This window comes from Rhodoferax potami (assembly GCF_032193805.1).
Classification (GTDB): Bacteria; Pseudomonadota; Gammaproteobacteria; order Burkholderiales; family Burkholderiaceae_C; genus Allorhodoferax; species Allorhodoferax potami_A.
In genome coordinates this window covers 369,235-395,895 of the sequence record NZ_JAVBIK010000001.1, presented here as the reverse complement: position 1 = coordinate 395,895, position 26,661 = coordinate 369,235, and the positions used below count along the sequence as shown (strand labels likewise).

The 26,661-nt window shown below is 57.1% G+C and carries 26 protein-coding genes; 13 read left to right on the top strand and 13 right to left on the bottom strand.

Features of this window, described 5'->3' with window-relative positions:
- Positions 1–29: 29 nt before the first annotated feature.
- Positions 30–1,115: a phosphotransferase gene (locus RAE19_RS01910; RefSeq protein ID WP_313873327.1), complete on the bottom strand. Its 1,086-nt coding sequence runs from the start codon at positions 1,113–1,115 to the stop codon at positions 30–32.
- Between the two features lie 20 nt (positions 1,116–1,135).
- Positions 1,136–1,855, bottom strand: a complete 720-nt coding sequence (locus tag RAE19_RS01905; protein ID WP_313873326.1) for a Crp/Fnr family transcriptional regulator — start codon at positions 1,853–1,855, stop codon at positions 1,136–1,138.
- A gap of 160 nt (positions 1,856–2,015) precedes the next feature.
- Here RAE19_RS01905 and RAE19_RS01900 point away from each other — a divergent pair, with 160 nt between their 5' ends.
- Positions 2,016–3,965 (top strand): type IV pilus assembly protein FimV, encoded by a 1,950-nt coding sequence (locus tag RAE19_RS01900; protein WP_313873325.1) that lies wholly within the window; start codon positions 2,016–2,018, stop codon positions 3,963–3,965.
- Between the two features lie 30 nt (positions 3,966–3,995).
- Here RAE19_RS01900 and RAE19_RS01895 read toward each other — a convergent pair whose 3' ends face one another.
- Together RAE19_RS01895 and lexA are read right to left on the bottom strand one after the other, a co-directional pair.
- On the bottom strand, positions 3,996–5,003 hold the full coding sequence (locus RAE19_RS01895; RefSeq protein WP_313876157.1) for a D-2-hydroxyacid dehydrogenase family protein: 1,008 nt from the start codon (positions 5,001–5,003) through the stop codon (positions 3,996–3,998).
- A 398-nt stretch (positions 5,004–5,401) separates the two neighbouring features.
- Positions 5,402–6,076 carry a transcriptional repressor LexA gene (gene lexA / locus RAE19_RS01890; protein WP_313873324.1) on the bottom strand — a complete coding sequence of 225 codons (675 nt, stop codon included), beginning with the start codon at positions 6,074–6,076 and terminating at the stop codon, positions 5,402–5,404.
- A 105-nt stretch (positions 6,077–6,181) separates the two neighbouring features.
- Here lexA and RAE19_RS01885 point away from each other — a divergent pair, with 105 nt between their 5' ends.
- Entirely contained in the window at positions 6,182–7,159 is a 978-nt protein-coding gene (locus RAE19_RS01885; protein ID WP_313873323.1) for an asparaginase, read from the top strand.
- 41 nt (positions 7,160–7,200) lie between these two features.
- Here RAE19_RS01885 and adk read toward each other — a convergent pair whose 3' ends face one another.
- The 6 genes from adk to RAE19_RS01855 all read right to left on the bottom strand — a co-directional run bounded on the left by adk (position 7,201) and on the right by RAE19_RS01855 (position 11,053).
- Positions 7,201–7,857: an adenylate kinase gene (adk, locus tag RAE19_RS01880; protein ID WP_313873322.1), complete on the bottom strand. Its 657-nt coding sequence runs from the start codon at positions 7,855–7,857 to the stop codon at positions 7,201–7,203.
- A gap of 141 nt (positions 7,858–7,998) precedes the next feature.
- Positions 7,999–8,763, bottom strand: a complete 765-nt coding sequence (gene kdsB, locus RAE19_RS01875; RefSeq protein ID WP_313873321.1) for a 3-deoxy-manno-octulosonate cytidylyltransferase — start codon at positions 8,761–8,763, stop codon at positions 7,999–8,001.
- Position 8,764: 1 nt separating this feature from the next.
- Complete coding sequence (locus tag RAE19_RS01870) at positions 8,765–8,947, bottom strand: Trm112 family protein (protein ID WP_296507580.1); 183 nt, start codon at positions 8,945–8,947, stop codon at positions 8,765–8,767.
- The gene (gene lpxK / locus RAE19_RS01865; RefSeq protein ID WP_313873320.1) at positions 8,928–9,983 is read right to left on the bottom strand and encodes a tetraacyldisaccharide 4'-kinase; all 1,056 of its coding nucleotides are present in this window, start codon (positions 9,981–9,983) and stop codon (positions 8,928–8,930) included. Before lpxK ends, RAE19_RS01870 begins: the two co-directional genes overlap by 20 nt.
- Positions 9,984–9,986: 3 nt before the next feature.
- Positions 9,987–10,412, bottom strand: a complete 426-nt coding sequence (locus tag RAE19_RS01860) for an ExbD/TolR family protein (RefSeq protein WP_313873319.1) — start codon at positions 10,410–10,412, stop codon at positions 9,987–9,989.
- 14 nt (positions 10,413–10,426) lie between these two features.
- Positions 10,427–11,053, bottom strand: a complete 627-nt coding sequence (locus RAE19_RS01855) for a MotA/TolQ/ExbB proton channel family protein (RefSeq protein ID WP_313873318.1) — start codon at positions 11,051–11,053, stop codon at positions 10,427–10,429.
- 208 nt (positions 11,054–11,261) lie between these two features.
- Between RAE19_RS01855 and xseA the strand changes: the two genes are divergently transcribed.
- The 3 genes from xseA (at position 11,262) to RAE19_RS01840 (ending at position 15,668) form a co-directional block, all read left to right on the top strand.
- Positions 11,262–12,563 (top strand): exodeoxyribonuclease VII large subunit, encoded by a 1,302-nt coding sequence (gene xseA, locus RAE19_RS01850; protein ID WP_313873317.1) that lies wholly within the window; start codon positions 11,262–11,264, stop codon positions 12,561–12,563.
- Between the two features lie 46 nt (positions 12,564–12,609).
- Positions 12,610–13,191: a superoxide dismutase gene (locus RAE19_RS01845; RefSeq protein ID WP_313873316.1), complete on the top strand. Its 582-nt coding sequence runs from the start codon at positions 12,610–12,612 to the stop codon at positions 13,189–13,191.
- Positions 13,192–13,430: 239 nt separating this feature from the next.
- On the top strand, positions 13,431–15,668 hold the full coding sequence (locus tag RAE19_RS01840; RefSeq protein WP_313873315.1) for an NADP-dependent isocitrate dehydrogenase: 2,238 nt from the start codon (positions 13,431–13,433) through the stop codon (positions 15,666–15,668).
- Between the two features lie 85 nt (positions 15,669–15,753).
- Here the strand turns inward: RAE19_RS01840 and RAE19_RS01835 are convergent, their stop codons facing one another.
- Positions 15,754–16,209: a DUF192 domain-containing protein gene (locus RAE19_RS01835; protein ID WP_313873314.1), complete on the bottom strand. Its 456-nt coding sequence runs from the start codon at positions 16,207–16,209 to the stop codon at positions 15,754–15,756.
- Positions 16,210–16,376: 167 nt separating this feature from the next.
- Between RAE19_RS01835 and icd the strand changes: the two genes are divergently transcribed.
- The 3 genes from icd (at position 16,377) to clpA (ending at position 20,522) form a co-directional block, all read left to right on the top strand.
- Positions 16,377–17,630: an NADP-dependent isocitrate dehydrogenase gene (gene icd, locus RAE19_RS01830; RefSeq protein WP_313873313.1), complete on the top strand. Its 1,254-nt coding sequence runs from the start codon at positions 16,377–16,379 to the stop codon at positions 17,628–17,630.
- Positions 17,631–17,776: 146 nt separating this feature from the next.
- Positions 17,777–18,133, top strand: coding sequence for an ATP-dependent Clp protease adapter ClpS (gene clpS, locus RAE19_RS01825; protein WP_313873312.1), 357 nt, complete (start codon positions 17,777–17,779; stop codon positions 18,131–18,133).
- Positions 18,134–18,212: 79 nt separating this feature from the next.
- Positions 18,213–20,522 (top strand): ATP-dependent Clp protease ATP-binding subunit ClpA, encoded by a 2,310-nt coding sequence (gene clpA / locus RAE19_RS01820; RefSeq protein WP_313873311.1) that lies wholly within the window; start codon positions 18,213–18,215, stop codon positions 20,520–20,522.
- 52 nt (positions 20,523–20,574) lie between these two features.
- Here clpA and RAE19_RS01815 read toward each other — a convergent pair whose 3' ends face one another.
- The gene (locus tag RAE19_RS01815; RefSeq protein ID WP_313873310.1) at positions 20,575–21,063 is read right to left on the bottom strand and encodes a DUF1499 domain-containing protein; all 489 of its coding nucleotides are present in this window, start codon (positions 21,061–21,063) and stop codon (positions 20,575–20,577) included.
- 118 nt (positions 21,064–21,181) lie between these two features.
- On the opposite strand from RAE19_RS01815, the gene RAE19_RS01810 reads away from it, so the two are divergent.
- Complete coding sequence (locus RAE19_RS01810) at positions 21,182–22,108, top strand: patatin-like phospholipase family protein (protein ID WP_313873309.1); 927 nt, start codon at positions 21,182–21,184, stop codon at positions 22,106–22,108.
- A gap of 186 nt (positions 22,109–22,294) precedes the next feature.
- On the opposite strand, the gene RAE19_RS01805 is transcribed toward RAE19_RS01810, so the two are convergent.
- Positions 22,295–22,840 carry a phasin family protein gene (locus RAE19_RS01805; RefSeq protein ID WP_313873308.1) on the bottom strand — a complete coding sequence of 182 codons (546 nt, stop codon included), beginning with the start codon at positions 22,838–22,840 and terminating at the stop codon, positions 22,295–22,297.
- 295 nt (positions 22,841–23,135) lie between these two features.
- Here RAE19_RS01805 and RAE19_RS01800 point away from each other — a divergent pair, with 295 nt between their 5' ends.
- From RAE19_RS01800 to RAE19_RS01785, 4 genes are all read left to right on the top strand, one after another.
- Positions 23,136–23,579 carry an acyl-CoA thioesterase gene (locus RAE19_RS01800; RefSeq protein WP_430962502.1) on the top strand — a complete coding sequence of 148 codons (444 nt, stop codon included), beginning with the start codon at positions 23,136–23,138 and terminating at the stop codon, positions 23,577–23,579.
- Positions 23,576–24,271 (top strand): nitroreductase, encoded by a 696-nt coding sequence (locus tag RAE19_RS01795; protein WP_313873306.1) that lies wholly within the window; start codon positions 23,576–23,578, stop codon positions 24,269–24,271. Before RAE19_RS01800 ends, RAE19_RS01795 begins: the two co-directional genes overlap by 4 nt.
- 107 nt (positions 24,272–24,378) lie before the next feature.
- Positions 24,379–25,629: a nicotinate phosphoribosyltransferase gene (pncB, locus tag RAE19_RS01790; RefSeq protein ID WP_313873305.1), complete on the top strand. Its 1,251-nt coding sequence runs from the start codon at positions 24,379–24,381 to the stop codon at positions 25,627–25,629.
- Positions 25,626–26,624, top strand: a complete 999-nt coding sequence (locus RAE19_RS01785) for a 2-hydroxyacid dehydrogenase (protein WP_313873304.1) — start codon at positions 25,626–25,628, stop codon at positions 26,622–26,624. The genes pncB and RAE19_RS01785 overlap by 4 nt, the downstream gene beginning before the upstream one ends.
- The last annotated feature ends 37 nt before the right edge of the window (positions 26,625–26,661 follow it).

The window sequence follows — 26,661 nt, the reverse complement described above, 5'->3', positions numbered from 1 at the left end:
GTTGTGGCTGAGTGAGTTGGAGGCAGGTATCAGGCGCGAGTCGCAAATTTCCAGGCCATTTGTGCAAGGGGCCTCGCACCGGCTGCAGAAGCCATGGCCTGAGGGCTGGATGCGGTACCCGCTTCGACCCGTTTGGCAATCCCTTGGAGGATGGCCGCAATCCGGAACATGTTGTAAGCCATGTAAAAGCTCCAGTCTTCCTGCAACTGCGCAGGCGTGGCCAACCCTGTTCGCTCACAGTACCTCGCGATGTAATCATGCTCAGAGGGGATACCTAAAGCCTTCAGGTCAAGACCTCCGATTCCTCGGAAGTCGCCCGGTGGGATGTGCCAAGCCATGCAGTGGTAGCTGAAGTCCGCCAAGGGGTGGCCGAGCGTGGACAGTTCCCAGTCGAGTACGCCAATGACCTTGGGCGCGTCGCTTGCGAACATCAGGTTGTCGAGCCGATAGTCTCCATGCACCACGCTTACCAAATTGTCGTTCCGCGCCATCGCCGGGATGTTGGCTGGCAACCACTCCATCAGACGGTCCATTTCGGGAATTGCTTGGGTAACGGAGGCGATGTATTGCTTGCTCCAGCGTCCGATTTGTCGCTCGAAGTAATTACCCGGCTTTCCGTACGCGGCCAAGCCGCGCTCTTGAAATTTGACAGTGTGCAGGGCAGAAATCACCCGGTTCATTTCGTCGTAAATGTCGGACCGCTCGCTGGGTTTCATTCCCGGTAAGGACTGGTCCCACATGACCCGGCCCTGCATGAACTCCATGACATAAAAGGCTCTACCGATGATGCTCTCGTCTTCGCACAGACAAATCATCTCGGGGACGGGAACTTCACTACCCCGTAGTCCCTGCATCACGGCGAACTCGCGCTCTATGGCATGGGCGGAGGGTAGGAGTTTGGCTACCGGTCCCGGTTTAGCCCGCATAACATAGCTTCGCGCGGGCGTGATTAGCTTGTAGGTCGGGTTCGATTGCCCGCCTTTGAACATCTCCACGCGCAGGGGGCCTTGGTAGCCACCCACGTGGCCTATCAGCCACTGTTCCAGCGCAGCTTCGTCGATGGCATGGGCTGCCCCCACGCTTCGGGTTCCCACAAATTGGTCAAATTGGGTCATGGTGGATGGCTCCCTTCGGGCTATAGGTCGGATTCAATGATGCGCATCAGTGCGGCGCGGTCGCGAATAACCAAGCCGCCCGGTTCAATGCGAATCGCTTCTTCACGCTCCATGGCCTTGAGTTCCTGGTTGACGCGCTGACGGGATGCCCCAAGCAATTGGGCCAACTCTTCTTGCGCCAGTTGCAGGCCAATTCGAACTTCGCTGCCATCGCTCAACGAGGGAACTCCGTAGCTTCGCACGAGGTGTAAAAGCTGTTTGGCAAGGCGAGCGCGGAGTGGCAGGGTGTTGAGGTCTTCCACGAGACCGTAGAGTTGGCGGATGCGGCGGGCATGCAGGCGAAGCATGGCCTCATATAGCTCGACATGGCTTGCCAATATCTTCTTGAAATCCGCTTTGGCGACGCACAGTACGGTGCTGTCTCCATGGGCATAGGCATCATGCGTGCGGCGGTCGCCATCAAAAATAGCAACGTCACCAAACCAGATGCCTGGCTCTACGTAGGTGAGCGTTATTTGCTTTCCGGAAATGGATGTGGAGCTGACCCGCACCGCGCCTTTGGCGCATGCAATCCACTCTTCGGGTGGCTCACCGCGCGCTGCGATCAGATCCCCATCGCGGTAGCGCTTTACATAGGCACACCGCAAAATATCATGCTTGAGCGAAGGCGAGAGGCTCGAAAACCACCGGCCTGCATTGATGGCAGATCGTTCTTCAATTGTAAGAATGGGTTCGTCCATAAGGTGTCTTGAGTGGGCAGGGGAGCGAATGCCGAGGATCAGATTGTCGTTTGTCATTGCGCTAGCCGGAGGAGCGGTTGTCTCCTGTGTGTCTGGCGACTCAGCTGGTGGGGGCGGGCCTCAGTCGTTTGTATGACTTGTGCGAGAATCATTTGTAACAATGAAATCTGTTTTCAAAATTAAAAGCTGTGCGCTCGGCGCCATGTTGCTTGTGGCATCGCTGGGCTCCGAGGCTCTGACGTTGGGCCGCGCGAGTGGTACAGCGCTGATTTCGCAGCCATTCAATTTGTCAATTTCAGTTTCGGCGGCCGCTGATGAAGACGTCAGCGACGTCTGCTTTGAGGCCGATGTTTTCTATGGCGAAAACAAGGTTGAGCAAAGCAGGGTAACTCTGGTCTCCGAGGAGCCTGCTGCGGGCCGCACATGGCAGGTGCGCATTGGGGCGCGTTTGCCTGTAGATGAGCCTGTCGTGACGGTCTACTTGCGCTCAGTATGTAGCGCCAAGACATCACGCCGCTATGTATTGCTCTCGGACATAGTGAGCGACACCGCCAAAGTGGTCGCTGCACAAGTGACGCCGGTTGTCCCCCCCGCTTTAAACCGACCAGGAGCGCTCGCTTCCATCCCGGATGCGGATAGCGTCAGATCAGTTCCGAGCAGAGAAAAAAAGACAGAAAGCCCTGCAAAGGCGCCACGAACGTCGCCGTCTGTTCGAGCCAAACAGGTGTTCGAGCCTCCTGTTGTAAAGAGCAAACCGCGATTGAAATTAGCACCCTTGGATCTCACGGTGGAGCGTGATCCCGTGCTCGTCTCTTCGCAGGAGCTATTAAGCACATCCACTGAAGATGCCCAAAAGCGGGGTGAGGCGGTGGCTCTGTGGCGCGCCCTAAATCTGACGCCTGAAGATATCCTGAAGGACGCGGCGCGCTTGAAAAGCATGGAGGCTGACATTCTCAGTCTGCGCAACGCATCTGGGGAAAACCAAAAACAGATGCAAGATTTGGTGATGCGAATCGAGCGAGCCGAGAGTGAAAAATACACTAACCCGGTGGTGATTGGACTCTCTGGCCTGTTGCTTCTTTTGTTGGCAGGGGGAGGATGGTTTTTCCGCCGGCAGGCACAGCGAGCGAACGCCGGTAGTGCATGGTGGAGCGGCAGCGGTACGACTGAGGTTATTCCAGAAACGGTGGAGGTGTCCCCGTCCTTCCTGCAATCCTTGTCGGAACAAGAGCGTGCCGAGTCCAATTTGCCAAAGAGCGAAGGCCAGGCATCTCAGGGCGCTGTCAGCAGCGTCGATATTGATCTAGACATTGGGGCTCACCCCTCTGCCTCCAGCGAGCCTGTGAGTTCTTATGGTCAGAAAGACCAAACATCTGCTTATGCGGATTCTCGTGATTTCTCGGTCAGTATGCCGTCCAGTCTCCGGGCGGTGAACAGCCATGAAATGATCGATGTTCGTCAGCAGGCGGAGTTTTTCATGGCTCTGGGGCAGTATGAGGAGGCCATCTCCCTGTTGGAGGGGCACGTCAATGACTCCATTGGGCTGAACCCCATGGTTCATATCGACCTGCTGAAAATATTCCACACCTTGAGCCGCAAGGACAAGTTCGATCACTATCGGCGGGAATTCAATGCGGTGTTTACAGGCTATGTGCCCGAGTACCAGTCATTTAATCAGGGCGAAGGCAGTTTAGAAAATTTCCCGGAAATTTGTGATCAGCTTGTAAAGCTCTGGCCGTCGAAAGAGGCACTGTCCCTCATCGAGTCTTACCTCGTACGCACGTCTGGTTCAAAGTCTGATATGCGGTTTGAGCTGGAAGCCTTCAAAGAACTATTGCTCTTGCATGCTGTCTGCAATCGCTTGGTGCATGCGCTGGATGGCGCTCCACTGTCATTCAGCGCGAACAGGTTGTCGTCCGAAAATGCGTTCGAAGTCCCCACGGGCCCGGGCCCCGTTTCTTCCGGCATCCCCTCGGCGTATCAATCGGGCAACTCTGTAGATTTCGAGCTCGACATCACAGAAGACTCTCAGAAGGCAGCTCCTTCAGAGGTCGACAACTTGATCGACTTTGATCTGCCTCCGCTGGACAGTAAAAAAACCAGTCTGTGATTTCCCTCTCCCGGTCGTGAGGGGTGGTATCTAGCGTCGGACTTGAAGGGCGCCCGGGTTGACGATATTGCTGGGTGTGCCTTTGATGTAGTTGATGACATTGTCAAAAGCCGCACTGAAATACATTTCGTAGCTGTCTTGCTCCACATACCCGATGTGGGGGGTACAGATGCAGTTTTCCAGACGAAGCAAGGCGTGGCCCTGAAGAATGGGTTCCGCTTCAAAAACATCGACCGCCGCCAGGCCGGGACGTCCTCGATTCAGCGCACCAATGAGCGCATCAGTTTCAATCAGCTCAGCCCTTGAGGTGTTCACAAACAGTGCGGTGGGTTTCATGTTCGCCAAGTCTGACGCTGTGACGATGTTCCGAGTCGCATCAGATAGCCGGAGGTGAATAGACAAGACGTCGCTGCTGGCAAAGAACGACTCTTTATCTGGTGCAGCTGCGTAACCATTTTGAACAGCCTTGTCTCGAGACTCTTGGCTTCCCCAGACGCTCACTTGCATTCCAAACGCTTTGCCGAAGTCGGCGACCAGTTGGCCGATTCGCCCGTAGCCCCAAATTCCCAAGGTCTTGCCGCGCAATACGTTTCCGAGCCCAAAGTTCGGCGGCATCGATCCGGCCTTGAGCCCCGATTGTTGCCACGCGCCATGTTTGAGGTTACCGATGTACTGAGGCAGGCGCCGCATCGAGGCCATGATCAAGGCCCAAGTCAACTCGGCAGGGGCAACGGGCGAGCCTAAACCCTCGCATACAGCGATGCCTCTCTCAGTGCAAGCTTGGACATCGATGTGCGCGCCTACGCGGCCCGTTTGGGCAATGAGCTTCAGCCTAGGCAGTTTCTCCACCAGGGCACGCGTGATCTGGGTGCGTTCTCTCACCAGAACAATGACATCCGCATCCTTGAGGCGTACTGAGAGCTGGCCAATTCCTTTGACGGTGTTGGTGTAAACCTTTGCTTGATAGGCATCCAGCTTGGCAGCGCAATCCAATTTGCGAACCGCATCTTGGTAATCGTCAAGAATCACAATGTTCATACCCAACATTGTGCCTTGTTGACACGCCACCAAGTCGCTCGGCTGAACGTGTAATCTATGGAGCTTCAGCGGCTGCAAGCCGATCTAGTTCGGCGCACACGTCTGCCATGCGTCCCGAAATCACCATTCTTCCGACGTGCGCTGTTGGTTGACCTTGCTCGACCAATCGCACGATCCGCAATGGTCTGGTTTGTACTGGTTTTGGGGCCCTGGCGCACGCTACGGTTGCGGTGGATGCTATCGAATTGATAGCGTTGGCAACCTTGGATGACGCCGCGAAGGGGCGTCTTGTGCGGGTAATGCAGTGTGACGTGGAAGGGGCAGAAAACCAGTGATTCGGAGCCCATTGGCTCAGGAGACTGAGTGCAAGCGTGCTAATGGTCATACGGTGCTCCTGTTCACATCAACATCGTGTTACGAATCAGGCCAACGGCAAGACCTTCGACTTCGAAAGGCTCACCAGGCTCCACCACGATGGTCTGGTAATCCGGGTTCTCTGCATGCAACTCGATCAGGTGCTTGTTGCGGCGAAAGCGCTTGACGGTGACTTCTTCGCCCAAGCGGGCCACGATGATCTGACCATTTTTTGCATCTTTGGTCGCCTGGACCGCCAGTAGGTCCCCATCCATGATGCCGGCATCGCGCATCGACATACCGCGCACTTTCAGCAAGTAATCCGGTTGCCGCTGAAAGAGGCTGTTTTCTACGTAATAGGTTTGGTCCACGTGTTCCTGCGCCAGGATCGGTGAGCCTGCGGCAACGCGCCCGACCAAGGGCAGGGCTAGCTGGGTCAGACCAGGTAAGGGGAGAGAGAACTGCTTGATGCGTGACTCTTGGATAGACCGTAGGGCGTCGCTTTTGAGGCGAATCCCGCGGGAGGTGCCGCTCACCAGCTCGATCACCCCTTTGCGGGCCAAGGCTTGCAGATGCTCTTCCGCTGCGTTGGCAGACTTGAAGCCCAATTCACTGGCGATTTCTGCCCGTGTGGGTGGCGCGCCTGTACGCGCAATGGCACTTTGAATCAGATCAAAAATCTGTTGTTGCCGGGCTGTGAGTTTAGGACTTTCGAGCATACTGACTCCTTGGTAACTGTAGAGGCTGTGTGTGCATACACACTGTTTTCTTATCCAGTAACTGTATTTTCAACCAGTTTTTTGAATTTGGCAAGGGCAGTGGAAATGGCAACAAAGCGAGTCGTTTTTTTGGGAACAGGTGGAACGATTGCAGGGCGGGCCGGCAATGCGGCCGATAACGTGGGGTACCGCGCCGGTGAGGTTCCTGTGGCAGATATCTTGGCTGCGATTGCCGGTATGCCTGAGCGACTCCAAGGGGCCGCGTTGGGCAGCGAACAGATTGCGCAAGTCGATAGCAAGGATATGGACTGGAGTGTTTGGCAATCACTGGTCCATGCTTGCCATCGCAACCTTCAAGACGAAGAGGTGGCGGGCATTGTCATTACCCATGGCACCGATACGATCGAGGAGACGGCGTACTTTTTGCAACTCGCGCTGGCCAATTGCCTTAATGGCAAGCCCGTGGTGCTGACGTGTGCCATGCGCCCGGCCAGCGCCTTGACACCCGATGGGCCGCAGAACGTCTTGGATGCGGTGTCTGTCGCCCTTCATCCCGCGGCCAGGGGGGTGATGGTCGTGTGTGCGGGAGCTGTGCATGCGGCCCAACACGTACAAAAAGCGCACACCTACCGCGTCGATGCCTTTGATTCAGGCGATGCAGGTCCCCTGGGATGGGTGGAGGAGGGCGCCGTACGTTGGACTTTCGCGTCTGATACTTCGTCCAGCATGCTGGCTCAGCGTTTGCCTGAGTGGGTTGATGCCACTCCCCCCCGAGTGGAGGTGGTGATGAACTACGCAGGTGCCGGCGCGCACGTGATCCAAGCGGTGCTGAATGCCCGTGACAGCGATCCAGTGCCCTTGGCAGGCTTGGTGGTGGCGGGAACTGGTAACGGAACCGTGAACGAGGCCCTACAGGCCGCTCTGGTGCGCGCTGCAGGTTTAGGCGTGCAGGTTGTGCTAGCCAGTCGATGTGCGAGGGGGGGCGTGGTGCGCAGCGAAGCGCCGGGCACTGGCTTGCGCGTCTACCCAGGGCTCTCTGCGGTGAAGGCGCGCGTGCAATTAATGTGCGACTTACTGGCGTAAAAAAAGCCGCTGAAGCGGCTTTTTCGTGAGGTTTGCGGCCCTTATTTGGACAATGCTTCCAGCACCCGTGAGGTGATGTCGGACACATCGCCCATTCCGCTGATGGCACGGTAGCGGGGCGCGGTAGCGGGCTCGTTCTGCGCCCAGGTTGAGTAGTACTCCACCAGTGGACGGGTTTGGGCGCTGTAGACCTCCAGGCGCTTTTTGACTGTTTCTTCCTTGTCATCGTCCCGTTGGATCAGGGGCTCGCCGGTGACATCGTCCTGGCCTTCGGCTTTGGGCGGATTGAACTTCACGTGGTAGGTGCGTCCGGAGGCGGGGTGCGAGCGGCGACCGCTCATGCGCTCAATGATGGCCTCGAACGGTACGTCGATCTCCACCACATAGTCCAAAGCAACGCCCGCGGCCTTCATGGCATCTGCCTGGGGGATGGTCCGTGGGAATCCGTCAAACAAGAAGCCGTTGGCGCAATCGGGCTGGGTCAGGCGCTCTTTCACCAGGTTGATGATGAGCTCGTCGCTGACCAGTCCGCCGGATGCCATGACCGCTTGGGCTTGCAGGCCCAAGGGTGTGCCGGCCTTCACGGCAGCACGCAGCATGTCGCCGGTGGAAATTTGGGGAATTCCGTACTTTTGGCAGATGAAAGTCGCTTGCGTACCTTTACCAGCGCCTGGTGCGCCCAACAGAATCAGTCTCATGAATACCTCGGATTGAAAGAAAAGCCAGCGCGTCTCCGTGGGCGCTTGCTTCAGCGCGCTTTTTATGGACGGGCGATTAGCCTTGGAGAATATCACGCCCTAACCGGTGCGGAACTTACAGCGCGCCACAGTATCAGGCGGTCAGTTGGCGAGGATGATGCGTCTCACGCGTTCAAGGTCTTCCGGGGTGTCAACACCGGGGCCTGGCGCTGTCTGGCTGACATGCACCGCGATGCGGTGACCATGCCACATGGCGCGGAGCTGCTCCAGGGCCTCGGTGACCTCTATGGGGGCTTGCGGCAGGGAAGGGAAGGTCCGCAAGAAGCCTACCCGGTAAGAGTAGATTCCGACGTGGCGCAGCGGCGCCGGGTCGGGCAATGTGTGGATGCCTTGGGCAAATCCATCCCGCCACCAGGCGATAGGTGCGCGGCTGAAGTACATTGCCAATCCGGCGGCATCGGTGACCACTTTGACCACATTGGGGTTCGTAAAGTCCGCCACTTCTTGGATGGGATGTGCGGCGGTGCCCATCGTGGCAACTGGGTGGGTTTCCAGCAGGCTCGCAACCGCAGACACCAGCGAGGTGTCAATCAGGGGCTCATCTCCTTGCACATTGACCACAATATCGTCATCCGCCAGACCCAAGAGGCTGCAGGCTTCTGCGAGACGGTCACTGCCCGAGGGGTGGTCCACTCGGGTGAGCAGGCACTCTATGCCATGCGCTTGGCAGGCACTCAGGATGCTGGCGTCGTCAGCCGCAACGACCACGCGCACGTCGGCCGATAACCCGGCCTTTACCCTTTCCGCAACGCGGACCACCATCGGTAGCCCGCCGATGTCTACCAAGGGTTTGTTGGGCAGACGGGTGGAAGCCAGACGCGCCGGGATCAGCACTGTGTAGACCATATCACCCCTCCAGTTCTGCGTCGCTCAATACCCGAGCTTCGTTCTCCAGCAACACCGGAATGCCGTCCCGCACGGGGTAGGCAAGGCGAGCGCTCCGGGAAATCAGCTCTTGCTTATCGCGGTCGAATTCGAGGGGCCCTTTGGTGACGGGGCAAACCAGTAGTTCAATGAGTCGTGTGTCCATGGGGGAATGATACCGAGGCGTGGGTCATGTCTTGGAGCGCTGTGTCCAGCGCAGCCAGAAAATCAGGAGGCAGGGTTTGAATCAGCGGGACTGACCATGCGTCCGGCCAGTGCTGCCAGAGTTTGGTGGCGTCTTTTTCTGTGCAAATAAGCACTTTACCCCCGTATTCATTGCGCGAGCAGCTATGAAAATCATAGTGATCCGGCAGAGCGTCGGTACTTGCCAGCGTGAGCCCTTGGGCGCGCAGCATGCTGAAAAAAATCTCGGGTTGTGCAATGCCTGCCACCGCATGCAACGGCAGCTGACTGTGCTGTAGCGTAGTCAGGGGCATTGTCTGCCCGGCGGCGTTGATGGCCGTGGTCGCCAAAGACCGCTGGGCCAAAAAACCCGGCAGGGTGTTGGTGCCGGTATGGAGCGTCAATGTCCGGCTCTCGGCTTGACCTGCAGTAGCTACCAGCGCGCGTGGCCAGGCTTGGCGTAGCGGGCCCGCTGGCAACAGGCCACCGTTTCCGAGGCCGCGGGCATCAAATACGCAGATCTCGATATCCCGGCGCAGGCGGTAATGCTGCAATCCGTCGTCACACACGATGTGGGTTGTGCCGGGGTACAGGTCGAGCAAGCGGCGCCCGGCCGCCACGCGATCGCGGCCCACCACCACTGGCACGCCGCTTTTGCGGTGCATCAGCAAAGGCTCGTCGCCCACGAGCGCGGCCGGGCTGTCTTGGGTGACAGGCGTTGGCTCCTGATGGCTTCCGCCATAGCCCCGCGAAACAATGCCGGGCCGGTGCCCTTGCGCCAGCAGGTGGGCTACCACTCCGAGCACGGTGGGGGTTTTGCCTGCGCCACCCACAATCACGTTACCCACCACGATCACCGGGACGGGCAGCGCGCTGCTCTGGAGCAGTCCTGCGCGGTAGGCGGCGCGTTGCAGGCCCGTGAGAGCGCCATAAATCAGGGAGATAGGGGTCAGGGCCCCACGCACCCATCCACCGGAAACCCAGGCCCGGGTGATGGCCGCCTGGACTGCGGGCAGCATGGTTTATTTGCCACCGTTTCCGGAGGACTGGGTCGCGAAGGTGATTTGATTCATTCCCGAGCGGCGGGCGGCTTCCATGACAGTCACCACGGCTTGGTGCCGTGCACTTGCATCTGCACTGATGATGATGACGGTGTCTTTGCCCGCCTTTGCATTCTCGATGAGGGCCATGGAGAGGGCCTCTGTGCTGCGGCCTGCTACCACCTGTTTGTTGATGCTGTAGGCGCCATCTGCGCTGACCGCTACGATCAGTTCTTTGGGGTAATCGCGCTGCGCATCCGCATCCGCGACCGGCAGCTTGAGTTGGAGCTCGGTGAACTTGCTGTAGGTGGTCGACAACATCAAGAAAATAAGGATCACCAACAACACGTCAATGAAGGGGATCAGGTTGATCTCAGGCTCTTCCTGATGGCGGCGCCGGAAGTTCATGGATGCGTCCTTCTTCACTTGCGCAGTGCTTTGAGGTGGCGCACCAGATGCTCAGAGCTCAGCTCTAGTGTCAGCAGATAGGCGTCGACCCGGCCCCGGAAGTAGCGCCAAAAAATCAAAGCGGGGATGGCGACCACCAAGCCGAAGGCCGTGTTGTACAGCGCAATAGAGATGCCGTGGGCCAGTTGTGCCGGGTTGCCTCCGCCTGTGCTGCCGGGGGCTTGGGAGCCAAAGATTTCAATCATGCCGACCACGGTGCCAAACAAGCCCAACATGGGCGCGGCTGAGGCGATGGTGCCCAATGCGCTTAAGTATTGTTCGAGCCGTTGGGCAACCAGGCGACCGCTGCCTTCCATCGTGGCGCGAAGATCATCTTCGGTGCAATGCGGGTTTGCGTTCACAGCACGCAGTCCGGAGGCCAAAACCTGCCCCAGCGCAGAGTTCTTTTCGAGCTGCGCAACCACATCGGGGCCGGGGACCGTGCTTTTGGTCACGCTCAAGACTTCATCCAGCAGGCGGGGTGGCGCCACTTTGGCGGTCTTGAGGCTGATAAACCGCTCAATAACAATGGCCAGAGCCACAATGGAGCATGCAATCAGGGGCCAGATGGGCCAGCCGGCGGCTTGGATGATGGAAAACAAATGCAGATCTCCGCGCAGTTAAAAAGCTGGGGGATTATGGCCCACTGCCGGTTACCCAGTGGCGCGCGGGCGTCTCTGGAATCGTTTCAAACCGTTAGCCCCGCGTGGGGCGTTTGCAAGAGGCATACTCCGCCCCAAAGGATTTGAAACCGCATGATTTCCCCGCAATTTTTGGCAGTGTTTGCAGCATTGCAAGCCGGACAGCCCCATGATCAACCATGACGAGGCAGCGCCCCGCGTCTGGCGGGTAGACGCGCTCTGCCGTGCGCTGGCAGACACCCTGAATGCCCGTTTCAACCCCGTGCGGGTGACTGGCGAGCTGTCTGGCTTTTCCAAGGCTGCTAGCGGCCATTGTTACTTTTCGCTCAAAGACCAAGATGCCCAGATCCGGTGTGCCATGTTTAAGCGCGCGGCCTCTCAGCTGGACTTTGCTCCCCGTGACGGCGAGTTGGTGGAGGTGTCGGGGCGCTTGGATATTTATGGCCCGCGCGGAGATCTGCAGCTGATTGTGGAGAGCATGCGCAAGCAAGGGCAGGGCAATCTATTTGAAGAGTTTGTTCGTCTCAAAAATCGGCTTGAATCCCGCGGCCTCTTTGCGCAGGAGCGCAAAAGAGCGCTTCCCCTGATGCCCCGCGGAATAGGCCTGATTACGTCTTTGGGGGCGGCTGCACTGCATGATGTTGCCACTGCGCTGCGCCGCCGTGTGCCGCACATTCCAGTGGTGCTGGCTCCTGCTTCGGTACAGGGTGGTAATGCGCCGGCCGAGCTCATCCGCGCTTTGCAAGCCTTGTTGGCCCGCTCCGCTGACATGGATGGCGCAGGCACCCCCTTGGATGTGATTTTGTTGGTGCGCGGCGGCGGTTCTATGGAGGACCTGTGGGCATTCAATGACGAGGCACTGGCCATTGCGTTGAGTGAGTCGCCGATTCCGGTAGTGTCTGGCGTCGGGCATGAGACCGACTTCACGATTGCAGATTTTGTGGCGGATGTTCGCGCCCCGACGCCTACCGCCGCTGCTGAATTGGTAGCGACAACCACTACAACCTGCTTGGCTGCTATCGATTTGATGCAAGAGCGTTTGAGTGCCGCTGTCCAGCGTCAGTTGGATACCCAGGCGCAGCGCTTGGACCGCGTTGCCACCAGAGCTGGTCGCCCATCTGGGGTGGTGGTCGGGCACTCACTGCGGCTGCATCAGGTTGCGCATCAGCTCCAGGTGGCTCAACAAGCCCACTTGCTGGAGGCCCGCCGCCAGCACGAGGCATCGGCGCTTAAATTTTCAGATGGGGTTCACACCTTGGGGCGGCAAGCGCATGAGCGCTTGGATCAATCCGCCCTGAGACTTCGGCTACTTGACCCCACTTTGGTGCTGCAACGGGGCTACGCTTGGCTTGCGGATGCCCAAGGCGCCACGGTGATCTCGGTTCGACAAGCCGGGCCCGGGGATGTGATTACGGCCACCCTCGCAGACGGTACGGTTGATATGGCCGTACACGCAGTCCACGAAAATTAGTTTCTACAATAAGTTTTGTTAACAACCCACCCACTACGAGGATCTCATGGAACATACCCTGCCCGCGCTGCCCTACGCCATTGATGCATTGGCCCCTGCATACTCCCAGGAAACTCTGGAGTTTCACCATGGCAAGCATCACAACGCTTATGTGGTGAACCTGAACAACCTGCAAAAGGGCACAGAGTTCGAGAGCATGACGCTCGAAGAAATCATCAAAAAGTCTAGCGGTGGGGTGTACAACAACGCAGCCCAGATCTGGAACCACACCTTTTTCTGGAACTGCATGAAGCCACAAGGCGGCGGCGAGCCGACTGGTGCTTTGGCTGATGCCATCAATGCGAAATGGGGTTCTTACGCGGCCTTCAAGGAAGCCTTCGTCAAGTCGGCAGTCGGCAACTTTGGTTCCGGATGGACATGGTTGGTCAAGAAGGCTGACGGTTCCGTCGACATCGTCAACACCGGCGCTGCAGGTACCCCTTTGACAACCGCTGACAAGGCTTTGTTGACCGTGGACGTGTGGGAGCACGCGTACTACATCGACTACCGCAACATGCGCCCCAAGTTCGTGGAAACCTTCCTCGATAAATTGGTGAACTGGGATTTCGCTGCAGCGAACTTCGCCTGAGTTTTGGTGCAATAAAAAGGCTCGGCGGGCAACCTCCGGGCCTTTTTTTATGCGTTTGCTGCACTGCACCTATAAAAATATTTCCTTGAAGTGGTTTTAAATTTCATATTGCGGTAATGCATTGCGAAAAATGCATTTCGGGTCAGACCACTGAAAGCACAATTACGCACTATCCGGAGACCGCTGCCTGTGCGTGAAACAGTTCTGCGTCAACAACACCTCATTTTTGGAGATAAGCGATGAGTACCCAGCAACCGACGATTATTTACACACTGACCGACGAAGCCCCCCGTTTGGCCACTGCTTCGTTCCTGCCTTTGATCCGCACATTCACTGCGCCTGCAGGCATCAACGTAGTGGAGTCGGATATTTCGGTGGCTGCGCGTGTTTTGGGCGAGTTTTCTGACTTCCTCACAGAAGACCAAAAGGTCCCCAATACCTTGGCTGAACTGGGTAAAAAGACGCTTCAAGCGGACGCCAACATCATCAAGCTACCCAACATCAGCGCCTCGGTAGGCCAGCTGGTCGCCTGTATCAAAGAGCTGCAGAGCAAAGGCTACGCGATCCCTGACTACCCCGAGACTCCCAAAACTGACGAAGAGAAGGCGATTCGCGTCCGTTACTCCAAGTGCACAGGTAGCGCGGTCAACCCGGTTTTGCGCGAAGGCAACTCGGATCGTCGTGCACCCAAGGCGGTGAAGGAATACGCCCGCAAGAACCCGCACAGCATGGCTGAGTGGAGCCAAGCCTCTCGCTCACATGTGTCTCACATGCATGCCGGCGACTTCTACCATGGCGAAAAGTCCATCACATTGGACCGTGCGCGTGATGTCAAGATGGAGTTGATCACCAAGAGCGGCCAGACGCTGGTGCTCAAGCCCAAGGTTTCTTTGCTCGACCGCGAAGTGATCGACAGCATGTTCATGAGCAAAAAGGCCTTGCTGGAGTTCTACGAGAAGGAAATTGAAGACGCTCGCAAAACGGGTGTGATGTTCTCCCTGCACGTCAAGGCCACCATGATGAAGGTGTCGCACCCTATCGTGTTCGGTCACTGCGTCAAAATTTTCTACAAAGACGCGTTTGCAAAGCACGGTGCATTGTTCAAGGAATTGGGCGTCAACGTGAACAACGGCATGGCTGATCTGTACGGCAAGATCGCGACATTGCCCCAGTCCAAACAAGACGAGATCAAGCGTGACCTGCACGCCTGCCATGAGCACCGCCCTGAGCTGGCCATGGTGGATTCCGCCAAGGGGATTACCAATTTCCACTCACCCAACGACATCATTGTGGATGCGTCCATGCCCGCCATGATCCGTAACGGCGGCAAGATGTGGGATGCCAACGGCCGTTTGAAAGACGTGAAGGCGGTGATGCCTGAGTCCACTTTTGCCCGCATTTACCAGGAGATGATCAACTTCTGCAAATGGCACGGCAACTTTGACCCCAAGACCATGGGCACCGTGCCCAACGTGGGTTTGATGGCTCAGCAGGCCGAGGAATACGGATCGCACGACAAGACCTTCGAAATTTCCGAAGACGGCGTTGCGAACATTACTGACTTGGCCACAGGTGAAGTGCTGTTGAGCCAGAATGTGGAAGCGGGTGACATCTGGCGCATGTGCCAGGTCAAGGATGCCGCGATTCGCGATTGGGTGAAGCTGGCAGTTAACCGCGCCCGCAACTCTGGAATGCCAGTTGTGTTCTGGCTCGACGCTTATCGCCCCCACGAGGCGCAGCTGATCACCAAAGTCAAAATGTACTTGCACGAGCATGACACCACAGGCTTGGATATCCAGATCATGAGCCAGGTGCGCGCCATGCGCTACACCTTGGAGCGCGTGATTCGCGGTCAAGACACGATTAGCGCTACGGGCAACATCCTGCGCGACTACCTGACGGACTTGTTCCCGATCATGGAACTCGGCACCTCTGCCAAGATGCTGTCCATTGTGCCTTTGATGGCCGGTGGTGGCATGTACGAAACCGGTGCCGGCGGCTCTGCCCCGAAGCACGTCCAACAGCTGGTGGAGGAGAACCACTTGCGTTGGGATTCGTTGGGCGAGTTCCTCGCTTTGGCCGTGTCGTTGGAGGACTTGGGCCTGAAGACCGGCAATGCCAAGGCCAAGGTGTTGGCGAAGACATTGGATGCGGCGACCGGAAAATTGTTGGATAACAACAAAAACCCATCTCCAAAAACAGGTCAGCTCGACAACCGTGGCAGCCAGTTTTACCTGTCCTTGTACTGGGCCGAAGCGCTTGCAGCCCAGACAGAAGACGCTCAATTGGCGTCTCAGTTTGCACCATTGGCCAAAGAGTTGGCTGCCAAAGAGCAAACCATTGTGGCCGAGCTCGCTGCAGTGCAAGGTGCGCCAGTGGATATCGGTGGGTACTACCTGCCAGACACCGCTAAGCTTGATGCCATCATGCGCCCGAGTGCAACTTTGAACGCAGCCTTGGGATCTGTTGCTGTCTAAAGACGCACTGCAGCCTTCGGGTTGTGACCCATAAAAAAGGGTTGCCGGAGATTCCGGCAACCCTTTTTACATGGTGCAAGTGTATTTATTTTGCCGAATCAAAAGGCGCTCCACTGATCTTGGAGCCTGCCTTGATTCCTCGCTTTTCAAACCACCCTCGGTTCATTTCCAACACGTATCGAACTGGGCGCAACGCACAGTGTGGGTCGGTCGTTTGTGGTTTCATGTCGGCAAGGTTCACAACTGTGCCATCGTCGCTGATGAAGGCCGCAGTCAACGGGATGAGTGTGTTTTTCATCCAAAAGCACAAGCCGGAAGGTTGTTCAAACACAAATAGCATGCCTTCATGGGTCGGCATTTCCTTGCGGAACATCAAGCCGATGGATCGCTGATCGGGGGTGCGGGCTACCTGCGCTTCGATTTGGTGCATGCCAGCACTCATCTTGATCCTGGGTAGGTCCATCTGGGCGCTTTCTTGGGCGTGTGCCCAGGGGGCTCCCAGGAGCACAACAGAAAGAAACAGTGTTTTGAAATAAGTCATGCGGACATCTTTACGGGATAACGGGTTGCGAGGCGCATTGTCACCGCTTCGCAAGAAGGAGCCTGTGACTTTACAACTAGAATGATTCCAAGGCATACCGCGCCGGAGCCCAGAGTTTTTCAACACTCTGCGGTTGTGCGTTTTGGATATTGGAGTTTTGTTTTTCTATGTACCAGCACATTCAAATACCTCAGCAAGGCCAAAAAATCACGGCCAACCCGGACAAATCATTGAATGTTCCGGATCAGCCCATCATCCCTTTCATTGAAGGCGATGGCGTTGGCCAAGACATTACGCCGGTGATGTTGAAGGTCGTTGACGCAGCCGTGGAGAAGGCCTACGGCGGCGCCCGAAAAATCCAATGGATGGAAATTTTTGCAGGTGAAAAAGCCACCCGGGTGTACGGCCCTGATGTCTGGTTGCCACAAGAAACTCTGGATGTGGTGCGCGACTATCTGGTATCCATCAAAGGCCCTCTCACGACGCCGGTAGGTGGCGGTATTCGCTCTTTGAATGTGGCGCTGCGGCAGGAGTTGGACCTCTATGTTTGTTTGCGGCCGATCCAGTATTTCAAAGGCGTTCCCAGCCCGTTGAAGGAACCGGAAAAGACCAACATGGTCGTTTTCCGCGAGAACTCTGAAGACATTTATGCGGGCATTGAGTTTGAAGCCGGCTCTGAAAAAGCCATGCGCCTGATCCAGGTGCTGCGTGACGATTTTGGGATTCAGAAAATCCGGTTCCCGGAGACCTCCGGTCTGGGTATCAAGCCCGTTTCGCGCGAAGGCACTGAGCGTTTGGTGCGCAAGGCCATTCAATACGCGATCGACAATGACAAGCCCAATGTCACCATCGTGCACAAGGGCAACATCATGAAGTTCACGGAAGGCAGCTTCCGTGATTGGGCCTATAACTTGGCAATGGCAGAGTTCGGGGCCGAGCTGATTGATGGCGGGCCATGGTGCAAGTTCAAAAACCCCAACACGGGCCGCTACATCATCATCAAAGACAGCATCGCGGATGCGTTTTTGCAGCAAATCCTTTTGCGCCCGATGGAGTACAGCGTGATCGCCACTTTGAACTTGAACGGGGACTATATTTCTGATGCCTTGGCTGCCCAAGTGGGCGGCATCGGCATAGCGCCCGGAGCCAACCTGTCGGATACGGTTGCCATGTTCGAAGCGACCCATGGCACGGCACCCAAATACGCCGGCAAAGACTACGTCAACCCCGGCTCAGAAATCTTGTCCGCAGAAATGATGTTGCGTCACATGGGCTGGAAAGAGGCCGCCGACCTGATCATCCGCTCTTTGGAGAAGTCGATCGCAAGTAAAAAGGTCACTTACGACTTTGCGCGACTGATGGATGGCGCCCAGCAGGTCAGCTGTTCACGCTTTGGGCAGATCATGATCGACAACATGTAGCCGCTTGAAAACCCGTGTTTTGAGTTAACCAGCCGCACCTAAGCGAAAGCTTGTGCGGCTTTTTCTATACGGTGCTTGAAATTCAGGCATCTCCCCCCAGTTGATCTTTGCATTTGCGGCTTTGTGCCTCCCGATAGAATCATTTCATGGCTACAAATACTCCCAAACCACCCGCAATCAAGCCACCGCCTACAGGCAGCGATGACGGCACTGTCGTCCTTGAACGCCTGGCGCAGAAGGTCCAACCGCCTTCGATGTACCAAGTCGTCATGCTCAATGACGACTACACACCGATGGAGTTTGTGGTGGTCGTGATTCAGGAGTTCTTTGGAAAAGACCTGGAGGCTGCCACAGCCATCATGCTCAAAATCCATTTGGATGGACGTGGCGTGTGTGGCGTTTACCCGAAAGATATTGCCGCTACCAAAGTGGACCAGGTGCTGGATGCAGCACACAAGGCAGGCCACCCATTGAAATGTGTCAGTGAGCCCGTAGATCTGTAGGGGAAAGCTGAAACTTCGGTCACTCAGCAATCAAATCGGATTACAGTTAATCAACACCAAGGCAGAAAAAGGAATTCACATGATTGCCCAAGAATTGGAAGTCAGCTTGCACATGGCATTCGTGGAAGCCCGTCAGCAGCGCCATGAATTCATCACCGTAGAGCACTTGTTGTTGGCTCTGTTGGACAACCCCAGTGCGGCAGAAGTGCTCAGGGCTTGCGCCGCCAACATTGATGATTTGCGCAAATCTCTTACCAACTTTATCAAGGACAACACGCCGCAAGTGGCGGGGTCTGATGAAGTCGATACGCAGCCGACGCTGGGTTTCCAGCGTGTGATCCAGCGCGCCATCATGCATGTGCAGAGCACAGGCAGTGGCAAAAAAGAAGTGACTGGCGCCAACGTGCTGGTAGCCATCTTTGGCGAAAAAGATTCTCACGCGGTCTACTATCTCCACCAGCAAGGCGTGACCCGTTTGGATGTGGTGAACTTCATCGCGCATGGCATCAAGAAAACGGACCCGCCCGAAGCTGCCAAATCGAATGAAGCACCTTCGGATGGCGAAGAGGGCGTGAGCGAGAAGAACGAAAAAGCGTCTCCGCTGGAGCAGTACACGCAGAACCTGAATCAGTTGGCCAAAGAGGGCAAGATTGATCCGCTGATCGGTCGTGATTACGAGGTGGAGCGGGTTATTCAAATCCTGTGCCGCCGGCGCAAGAACAATCCCTTGCTGGTTGGTGAAGCTGGTGTGGGCAAGACTGCAATCGCGGAGGGATTGGCATGGCGCATTTCTCAAAATAACGTGCCCGAGATTCTGGCCGACTCGGTGGTGTATTCGCTCGACATGGGCGCCCTCTTGGCAGGTACCAAGTACCGCGGAGACTTTGAGCAGCGCCTGAAAGCGGTTCTCAAGTCCTTGAAGGAAAAGCCCAATGCCGTCTTGTTCATCGACGAGATTCACACGCTCATCGGAGCAGGTGCAGCCTCTGGGGGCACCTTGGATGCGTCAAACTTGCTCAAGCCAAGCCTGAGCTCCGGCCAGTTGAAATGCATTGGTGCGACGACATTTACCGAATATCGCGGCATTTTTGAAAAAGACGCTGCGCTGTCACGGCGCTTCCAAAAAGTGGACGTGGTAGAGCCCACCATTGACCAGACGGTTGAGATCCTGAAAGGATTGAAGTCACGCTTTGAAGAGCACCACAACGTTAAATACGCAGTGGCTGCACTTCAGGCCGCAGCAGAGTTGAGTGCCAAGTACATCAACGATCGGCAGCTGCCGGATAAGGCGATCGATGTGATTGATGAGGCGGGTGCTGCACAGCGCATCTTGGCGCCTAGCAAACGCAAAAAGACCATCAGCAAGACCGAGGTGGAGGAGATCGTGGCGAAGATCGCACGCATTCCCCCGGCCAATGTCTCCAACGATGACCGCAGCAAGTTGAAAACGCTGGAGCGCGATCTCAAGAGCGTGGTCTTTGGTCAGGACAAAGCGCTCGATGTGCTCGCCTCTGCGGTCAAAATGGCTCGGTCAGGCTTGGGCAAAGGCGACAAGCCGATCGGCTCCTTCCTGTTCAGCGGTCCCACGGGTGTCGGTAAGACGGAAGCAGCTAAGCAACTTGCCTACATCATGGGCATCGACCTGATTCGCTTCGATATGAGCGAGTACATGGAGCGCCATGCGGTGAGCCGGATGATTGGTGCGCCTCCGGGCTATGTGGGTTTTGACCAAGGTGGGTTGCTGACCGAAGCTATCACCAAGAAGCCCCATGCCGTGTTGTTGTTGGATGAGATCGAAAAAGCGCATCCGGACATCTTCAATGTGCTGTTGCAGGTGATGGACCACGGGTCCTTGACCGACAACAACGGACGCAAAGCCGACTTCCGTAACGTTATCATCATCATGACCACTAACGCTGGCGCCGAGACGATGAATAAGGCCACGATCGGTTTCACCAATCCGCGGGAGGCCGGTGATGAAATGACCGATATCAAGCGTCTGTTCACGCCGGAGTTCCGTAACCGCTTAGATGCGATCGTTGGCTTCAAGGCCTTGGACGAGGTGGTGATCTTGCGGGTGGTTGACAAGTTCCTCTTGCAGCTGGAAACCCAATTGGCCGAGAAGAAGGTCGAGGTGACTTTCACTGACAAGTTGCGCAAGCATCTGGGCAAGAAAGGCTTCGACCCCTTGATGGGCGCCCGACCCATGCAGCGTTTGATCCAAGACACGATTCGTCGTGCACTGGCCGACGAGTTGTTGTTCGGGCGCTTGGTCGACGGTGGTCGCCTGACGGTGGACCTGGATGACAAGGACGAGGTGTCTTTGGATATCCAGCCTATCCCCAAAAAGGAAGGCAAATCCAAGCCTGAAGAGGCTACGGCAGGCTGATTGAAATGCCTACCAAGCCTGCAACCCCTGAGTGTTGCAGGCCTTCAAGGGCTCAGTTCTTCTCGAACTGGGCCCTTATGCTTTCTACACGGGCCCTGTTGACTGCGAAGTCCTTGCGTCCGATACGACTAGCTGAGCGGACATGGATGACCTGTTCTGCAGGGTTCAACCAAAACTCAACGTCGTCTGTGAACTTCAGCGTTGGAGTTGTACTCTGAGCGTACAGGTAGTCGCTGGTCTCCGTGACTACCGTCGTCGCTGGCAAAGCGCGGACAATATCGGCTAGCTTGCGCAGCGCAGACGCGCCGTCGCCTTGGTAGTGCAGGGGAGGGATATCGGCGTACCCGCGCTGAGGGTGTTCGGGGTATAGCCCGGCTTGGCTGCTGACACTATTCGGCGTGTTGGAGGGAGGCTTGAGGCGACCGTTGTGAACGCCGAGGTCACCCGGTGCTTTGCCTTTGAGCATGCCAAGCTGCCCTGCGAAGAAGACCACCGCAGGCAGCAGGATCACTACCAGGCCGACGAACCATAAAGTTTTCATGAATGTTCCTTTGGGCGAATGTTGCATGCGGAGATGGTAGGTCAAAGTTTGGAGCGATTGAAGTGTGCGTGACAGTCAGGCGACATTGACAGCAAACAGTTTTTTGATTGGGATGGTGATGAAGTTTTTGAATGTATTGCGCGGACCACTGTTGCTCGCGGTAGCCGCGCTGATCACGGCGTGTTCCACAGCACCTGGCGTGCCGAAAAACAGTGGCTCAAGTGCTCTGGAGTCCGTGCCTCCGCTGGTTGTAACGCCCAAGCCGCCCCCGAAAATCGGTTTGGCCTTGGGTGGGGGCGCTGCGCGTGGCTTTGCCCATGTCGGCGTGATTCAGGTGTTAGAAGAAAACGGGATCAAACCCAATCTGGTGACTGGCACATCCGCGGGGAGTCTGGTCGCAGCGATTTACGCGAGCGGCAAAAATGGAGTCCAGCTCCAGCGTGTGGCGGAAACGATGGAGGAGGCTGCGATTGCCGACTGGACCTTACCCATCTTCAGCCGTGGCATGTTGCGTGGTGATGCCTTGGCGCGCTACGTCAACGCGCAGGTCAGCAGCAAATTGATTGAGGATTTGCCCATGCCCTTGGGCATCGTGGCTACCGATCTCAACACCGGGAATGACGTGTTGTTCCAAAGAGGGGATACCGGCACTGCGGTGCGGGCCTCTAGCGCTGTGCCGGCCGTGTTTCAGCCGGTAAAAATCGCAGGGCGCGAGTATGTCGACGGCGGACTCGTGTCTCCGGTGCCTGTGGGGGCAGCGCGTCGCATGGGGGCTGATTTTGTGATCGCGGTCGACATTTCCAGCCCGCCTGAAGGCAGTCTGACTGGGGGCTCCCTCGATATCCTGATGCAGACATTCTCGATCATGGGCAAGAGCATCAACCGCTATGAACTCCGGGACGCTGAGGTCGTGGTGCGCCCAGCGCTGCAAGGGATTGGAAGTTCAGATTTCAGTGCCCGCAAACGCTCTATCGAGGCAGGCCGGCAAGCTATGCTGAAGATGATTCCCGAGCTCAAAGCGGCACTTGCCGCGAGAGACAGATAAAAAAAAGGCCCCGTTTTACAACGAGGCCTTGAAGGGATCCCTGAACCTGAAGGTTTCGAAAGGACCCGAGGAGACAAACGGTAGAAACAAGTAAGTTTCTGATGACTGAATTATCTCAGGGTTTTCCCTTGGTAGCTAGTGGTAGGGACAAAAAAACCTAAATTGTTTTAGTGCCCCGTACCCAAATTAGCGCTTTTTCGCAGTCGCAGCCTTGGTGGCGTTGGTTGCAGTAGCGGCCACAGCGTTGAAGTTAGCTTCGGCAACTTCAGTCGCTTGCTTCACTGCTTTTTGCACAGATTCCAATGCATTGTTGGCAGCAGCCACAGAGCTCTTCATGATGGCGACCACAGATTCGGAACCTGCAGGAGCGTTCTTGGCAGCGCTGTCGACCAGACCAGAAAACTTCTTCTGGGCTTCAGCAGCTTGGGCTTCAGCGTTTTTGGTGAATTCAGCGCCAGTGGAGGTCGCGATGTCATAGAGGTGACGGCTGTAAGCAGCAGTCTTCTCTGCCAAAGGCTGCAGCAGGCCGGATTGCAGGGCCAACAGCTCTTGGGCGTCTTTCACGCTCAACAAAGTTTGTGTGTGGGTAGCGGCTTCGGCCATGGCTGCTTTGGAGGCAGTCATGTTCAGCTCGACAATCTTTTCCACGCCTTCGAAGGCCTTGGTGGTCAAACCAAACAGGGTTTCGATGTTGGCTTTGTGGGAAGCGATAACTTGTTCAACGGTCAGCATAGAGATCTCCAAGAGTTAAGGTAAAAATCACCATCTGCGCCGTCATCATCTGTCCCTGTGGACTTTATGTTGCAGTGCAGCATGGATCGGATTATAGGCAGCCCCTGTATCAATGCAAGCACTTTTTGTTGCGATGCAGCAATTTAGGGCATTTTTCCTAATTCAGCGATTACCGGCCGTTTTTCACAGGCGTGTCATCGACCGCAAGTTAAGCTTTTTAGATAAATCCACTTCGCACACCCCAATATCGGGCGCGACGGCAGCCCGTGTCACTATCGCTGGCAAAATGGTTCGCATGCAGCAAAACGTGCCCTTGAAGCCCCACGCCGAGCCGCGAAGTGCCTACCGGGTACTGCGCACCATTCCCACCCGCTGGAGCGACAACGATGTCTACGGTCACGTCAACAACGTGGTCTATTACAGCTGGTTCGACACAGCCGTCAACGCTTACCTGATGGAGCAGGGCGTGCTCGACATCCATGCGGGCGGCACCATTGGACTGGTGGTGGAAACCCAGTGCAACTACTTCGCTTCTGTGTCCTTCCCCGAGGTGGTGCAGGCCGGCATTCGGGTTGCCAAGCTCGGTACCTCCAGCGTGCGCTACGAGATCGGCATCTTTGGCGAGGGTGAGGCCACCGCCGCCAAAGGCCACTTCATCCATGTCTATGTGGACAGGCTCACCCGCAAGCCGGTCCCGCTCCCTGATGCTTTGAGACAACTACTGGAGACCTTGCAATGACCGCAGCTATCGTCGATGACGCCATCCGCTCCCGCATGTCCGCCCGGGCCTTTCTGCCCCAGGCAGTTGCCCGGGAAGATATTGAAGCCATTCTGGACGTAGCCAGCCGGGCGCCTTCCGGTACCAATTGCCAACCTTGGAAGGTCTATGTGCTGCAAGGTGCGAGCCGCGATGCGCTGGTGGACAAAACCTGTGCCGCGCATGACGCCATCCGCGCCAACCCCGAGCTGGCTGCGGAGTACCAAGAGGAATACGACTACTACCCTGCCCAGTGGGTCAGCCCCTATATAGATCGTCGGCGCGAGAACGGTTGGGGGCTCTATGGCTTGTTGGGCATCGGCAAGGCCGACAAGGACAAAATGCACGCGCAGCACCAGCGCAACTTCCGTTTCTTTGATGCGCCGGTGGGCCTGATGTTCACCGTCGACAAGGTCATGGGGCGCGGCTCGTTGGTGGACTACGGCGCGTTTTTGCAAAACATCATGGTGGCGGCGCGGGGCCGTGGTCTCCACACCTGCCCGCAGGCGGCGTGGAATGGCTTCTCCAGCATCATCCTGCCGCACATCGGCGCGGGCGAGGGCGAAATGCTGGTTTGCGGCATGTCGCTGGGTTATGCCGACCCCGATGCGCCGGTCAACACCTTCCATACCCCACGGGTGCCCGTCGCCGATTTCACCCGCTGGGTAGAGTGACCGTCATTTGAACGAAAACGGCTACTAGCTCTCTAAAAATAAGCGCAATTAGCTCCTGAATTGATAGCAATTTCCTGGGCGGCCTTTCATGGCAGCCTGAACGCCTCATGATCATCACCAGCCTGCTGGACACCGACCTCTACAAATTCACCATGATGCAAGTGGTGCTGCACCAGTTTCCGGGGGCGCAAGTGGAGTACCGCTTCAAGTGCCGCAACCCGGGCATGGATCTGGCGGCGCATGCGGCTGAGATTCGCGAGGAAATCCGTTCCCTGTGCAGCCTTCAGTTCCAGGAGAGCGAGCTGGCTTATCTGCGGTCCATGCGCTTTATCAAGAGCGACTTTGTGGATTTTCTGGGGCTGTTCCGCCTGAACGAAAAGTACATCACCGTCACGCCCTTGGCCCATGGTGAGTTGGACATCAGCATCGTCGGTCCGTGGCTGCACACCATCTTGTTTGAGATTCCGGTGCTGGCCATCGTGAACGAGGTGTACTTCCGCAACACTCAGCGGGTGCCGGATTTTGTGGAAGGGCGCAAGCGCCTGGAAACCAAGATCGAGCAGTTGCGCGCGGAGGGCCTGCAAGACCTGAAGATTGCCGATTACGGCACCCGTCGCCGCTTTTCACGTGCGTGGCACGACGAGGTGCTACGCGTACTCAGTGCTAAGCTCGGCACGGTGCAAAGCCCGGGCAATGCCGCAGGCCGCCCCGGCCAGCTGGCGGGTACCAGCAATGTCTTGCTGGCCATGAAGCTGGGTCTTACGCCCTTGGGCACCATGGCCCACGAATACTTGCAGGCCTCGCAGGCCTTGGGCCCGAGACTGCGGGACAGCCAGATTTTTGCCTTCGAGTCATGGGCCCGGGAATACCGCGGCGACCTCGGCATCGCGCTCAGCGACGTGTATGGCATGAACGCGTTTCTGCGCGACTTCGACATGTACTTTTGCAAACTTTTCGATGGCGCGCGCCACGACAGCGGCGACCCGTTCACCTGGGGTGAGCGCATGATTGCGCACTACCTCAGCAACCGGGTGAACCCGAGTACCAAAACACTGATCTTTAGCGACGGGCTGACCATTCCGCGCACCATCGAGCTCTACCAGCAGTTCCGCGGACGCTGCCAGCTGGCCTTCGGCATCGGTACCAATCTGACCAATGATCTCGGCTACACGCCGTTGCAAATCGTCATCAAGATGGTGCGCTGCAACGGTCAACCGGTGGCCAAGCTCTCCGACACACCGTCCAAGAACATGTGTGATGACGAGAAATACCTGGCCTACCTGCGCCAGGTGTTTGAAATACCGACCCCGACGGAAACACCCGCCGCGCCCGCCACCCAACCCTCGGTTTCAGCATGACAACACCATCTACCAAACCTCGCATTCTCGTCAGCCGGGCCATCTTCCCCGAGGTGATCGCTCAGCTGGAGGCGGCCTTCGAGGTCGAGCACAACCAAACGGATGCCGTCTGGTCACCCCAAGAGTTGGCCGCCCGTTTGCAAGGCAAAGACGGCGTGCTCACCACCGGTGGCGAGCGCATCAGCGCCGAGCTGCTGCAGGCTTGCCCGCAACTCAAAATCTGCGCCAATATGGCCGTGGGCTTTAACAACTTCGATGTGCCGGCCATGACCGCCAGCGGCGTGCAGGGCACCAATGCACCGGACGTGCTGACCGAGACCACCGCCGACTTCGGCTTCGCGCTCATGATGGCTACCGCCCGCCGCATGGCCGAGAGCGAGCACTTTTTGCGCGCCGGTTTGTGGAAGCGCTGGAGCTACGACATGTTTTGCGGCAGCGACATCCATGGCGCCACGCTCGGCATTCTGGGCATGGGGCGCATCGGGCAGGGCATTGCGCGGCGCGGTTTCCATGGCTTCGGCATGAAGGTGATCTATCACAACCGTAGCCGGCTGGATGCGGGGCTGGAAGCCGCGTGTGGTGCGCAGTACGTAGACAAAGCGACGCTGCTCGCACAAGCCGACCATCTGGTGCTGGTGGTGCCGTACTCGGCGGAGTCGCACCACACCATCGGTGCTGCGGAGTTGGCGCTGATGAAGCCCACCGCCACCCTGACCAACATTGCGCGCGGCGGCATTGTGGACGATGCGGCGCTGGCCCACGCCCTGCGCAGCGGGCAGATTGCCGCGGCCGGGCTGGACGTGTTTGAAGGCGAACCGCAAGTGCACCCGGACCTGCTGACGGTGCCCAACGTGGTGCTGACCCCGCATATCGCAAGCGCCACGCTCTCCACGCGACGTGCTATGGCCCAACTGGCTGCGGACAATTTGCTGCGCTTTTTTGCGAGCGGCGAGGTGCTCACCCCCGTGAACACACTGGGCGCAGTGCGCCGTTAAAGCGCTCCGGGAGGGGCAAGTTCACACAAGTGCGCAA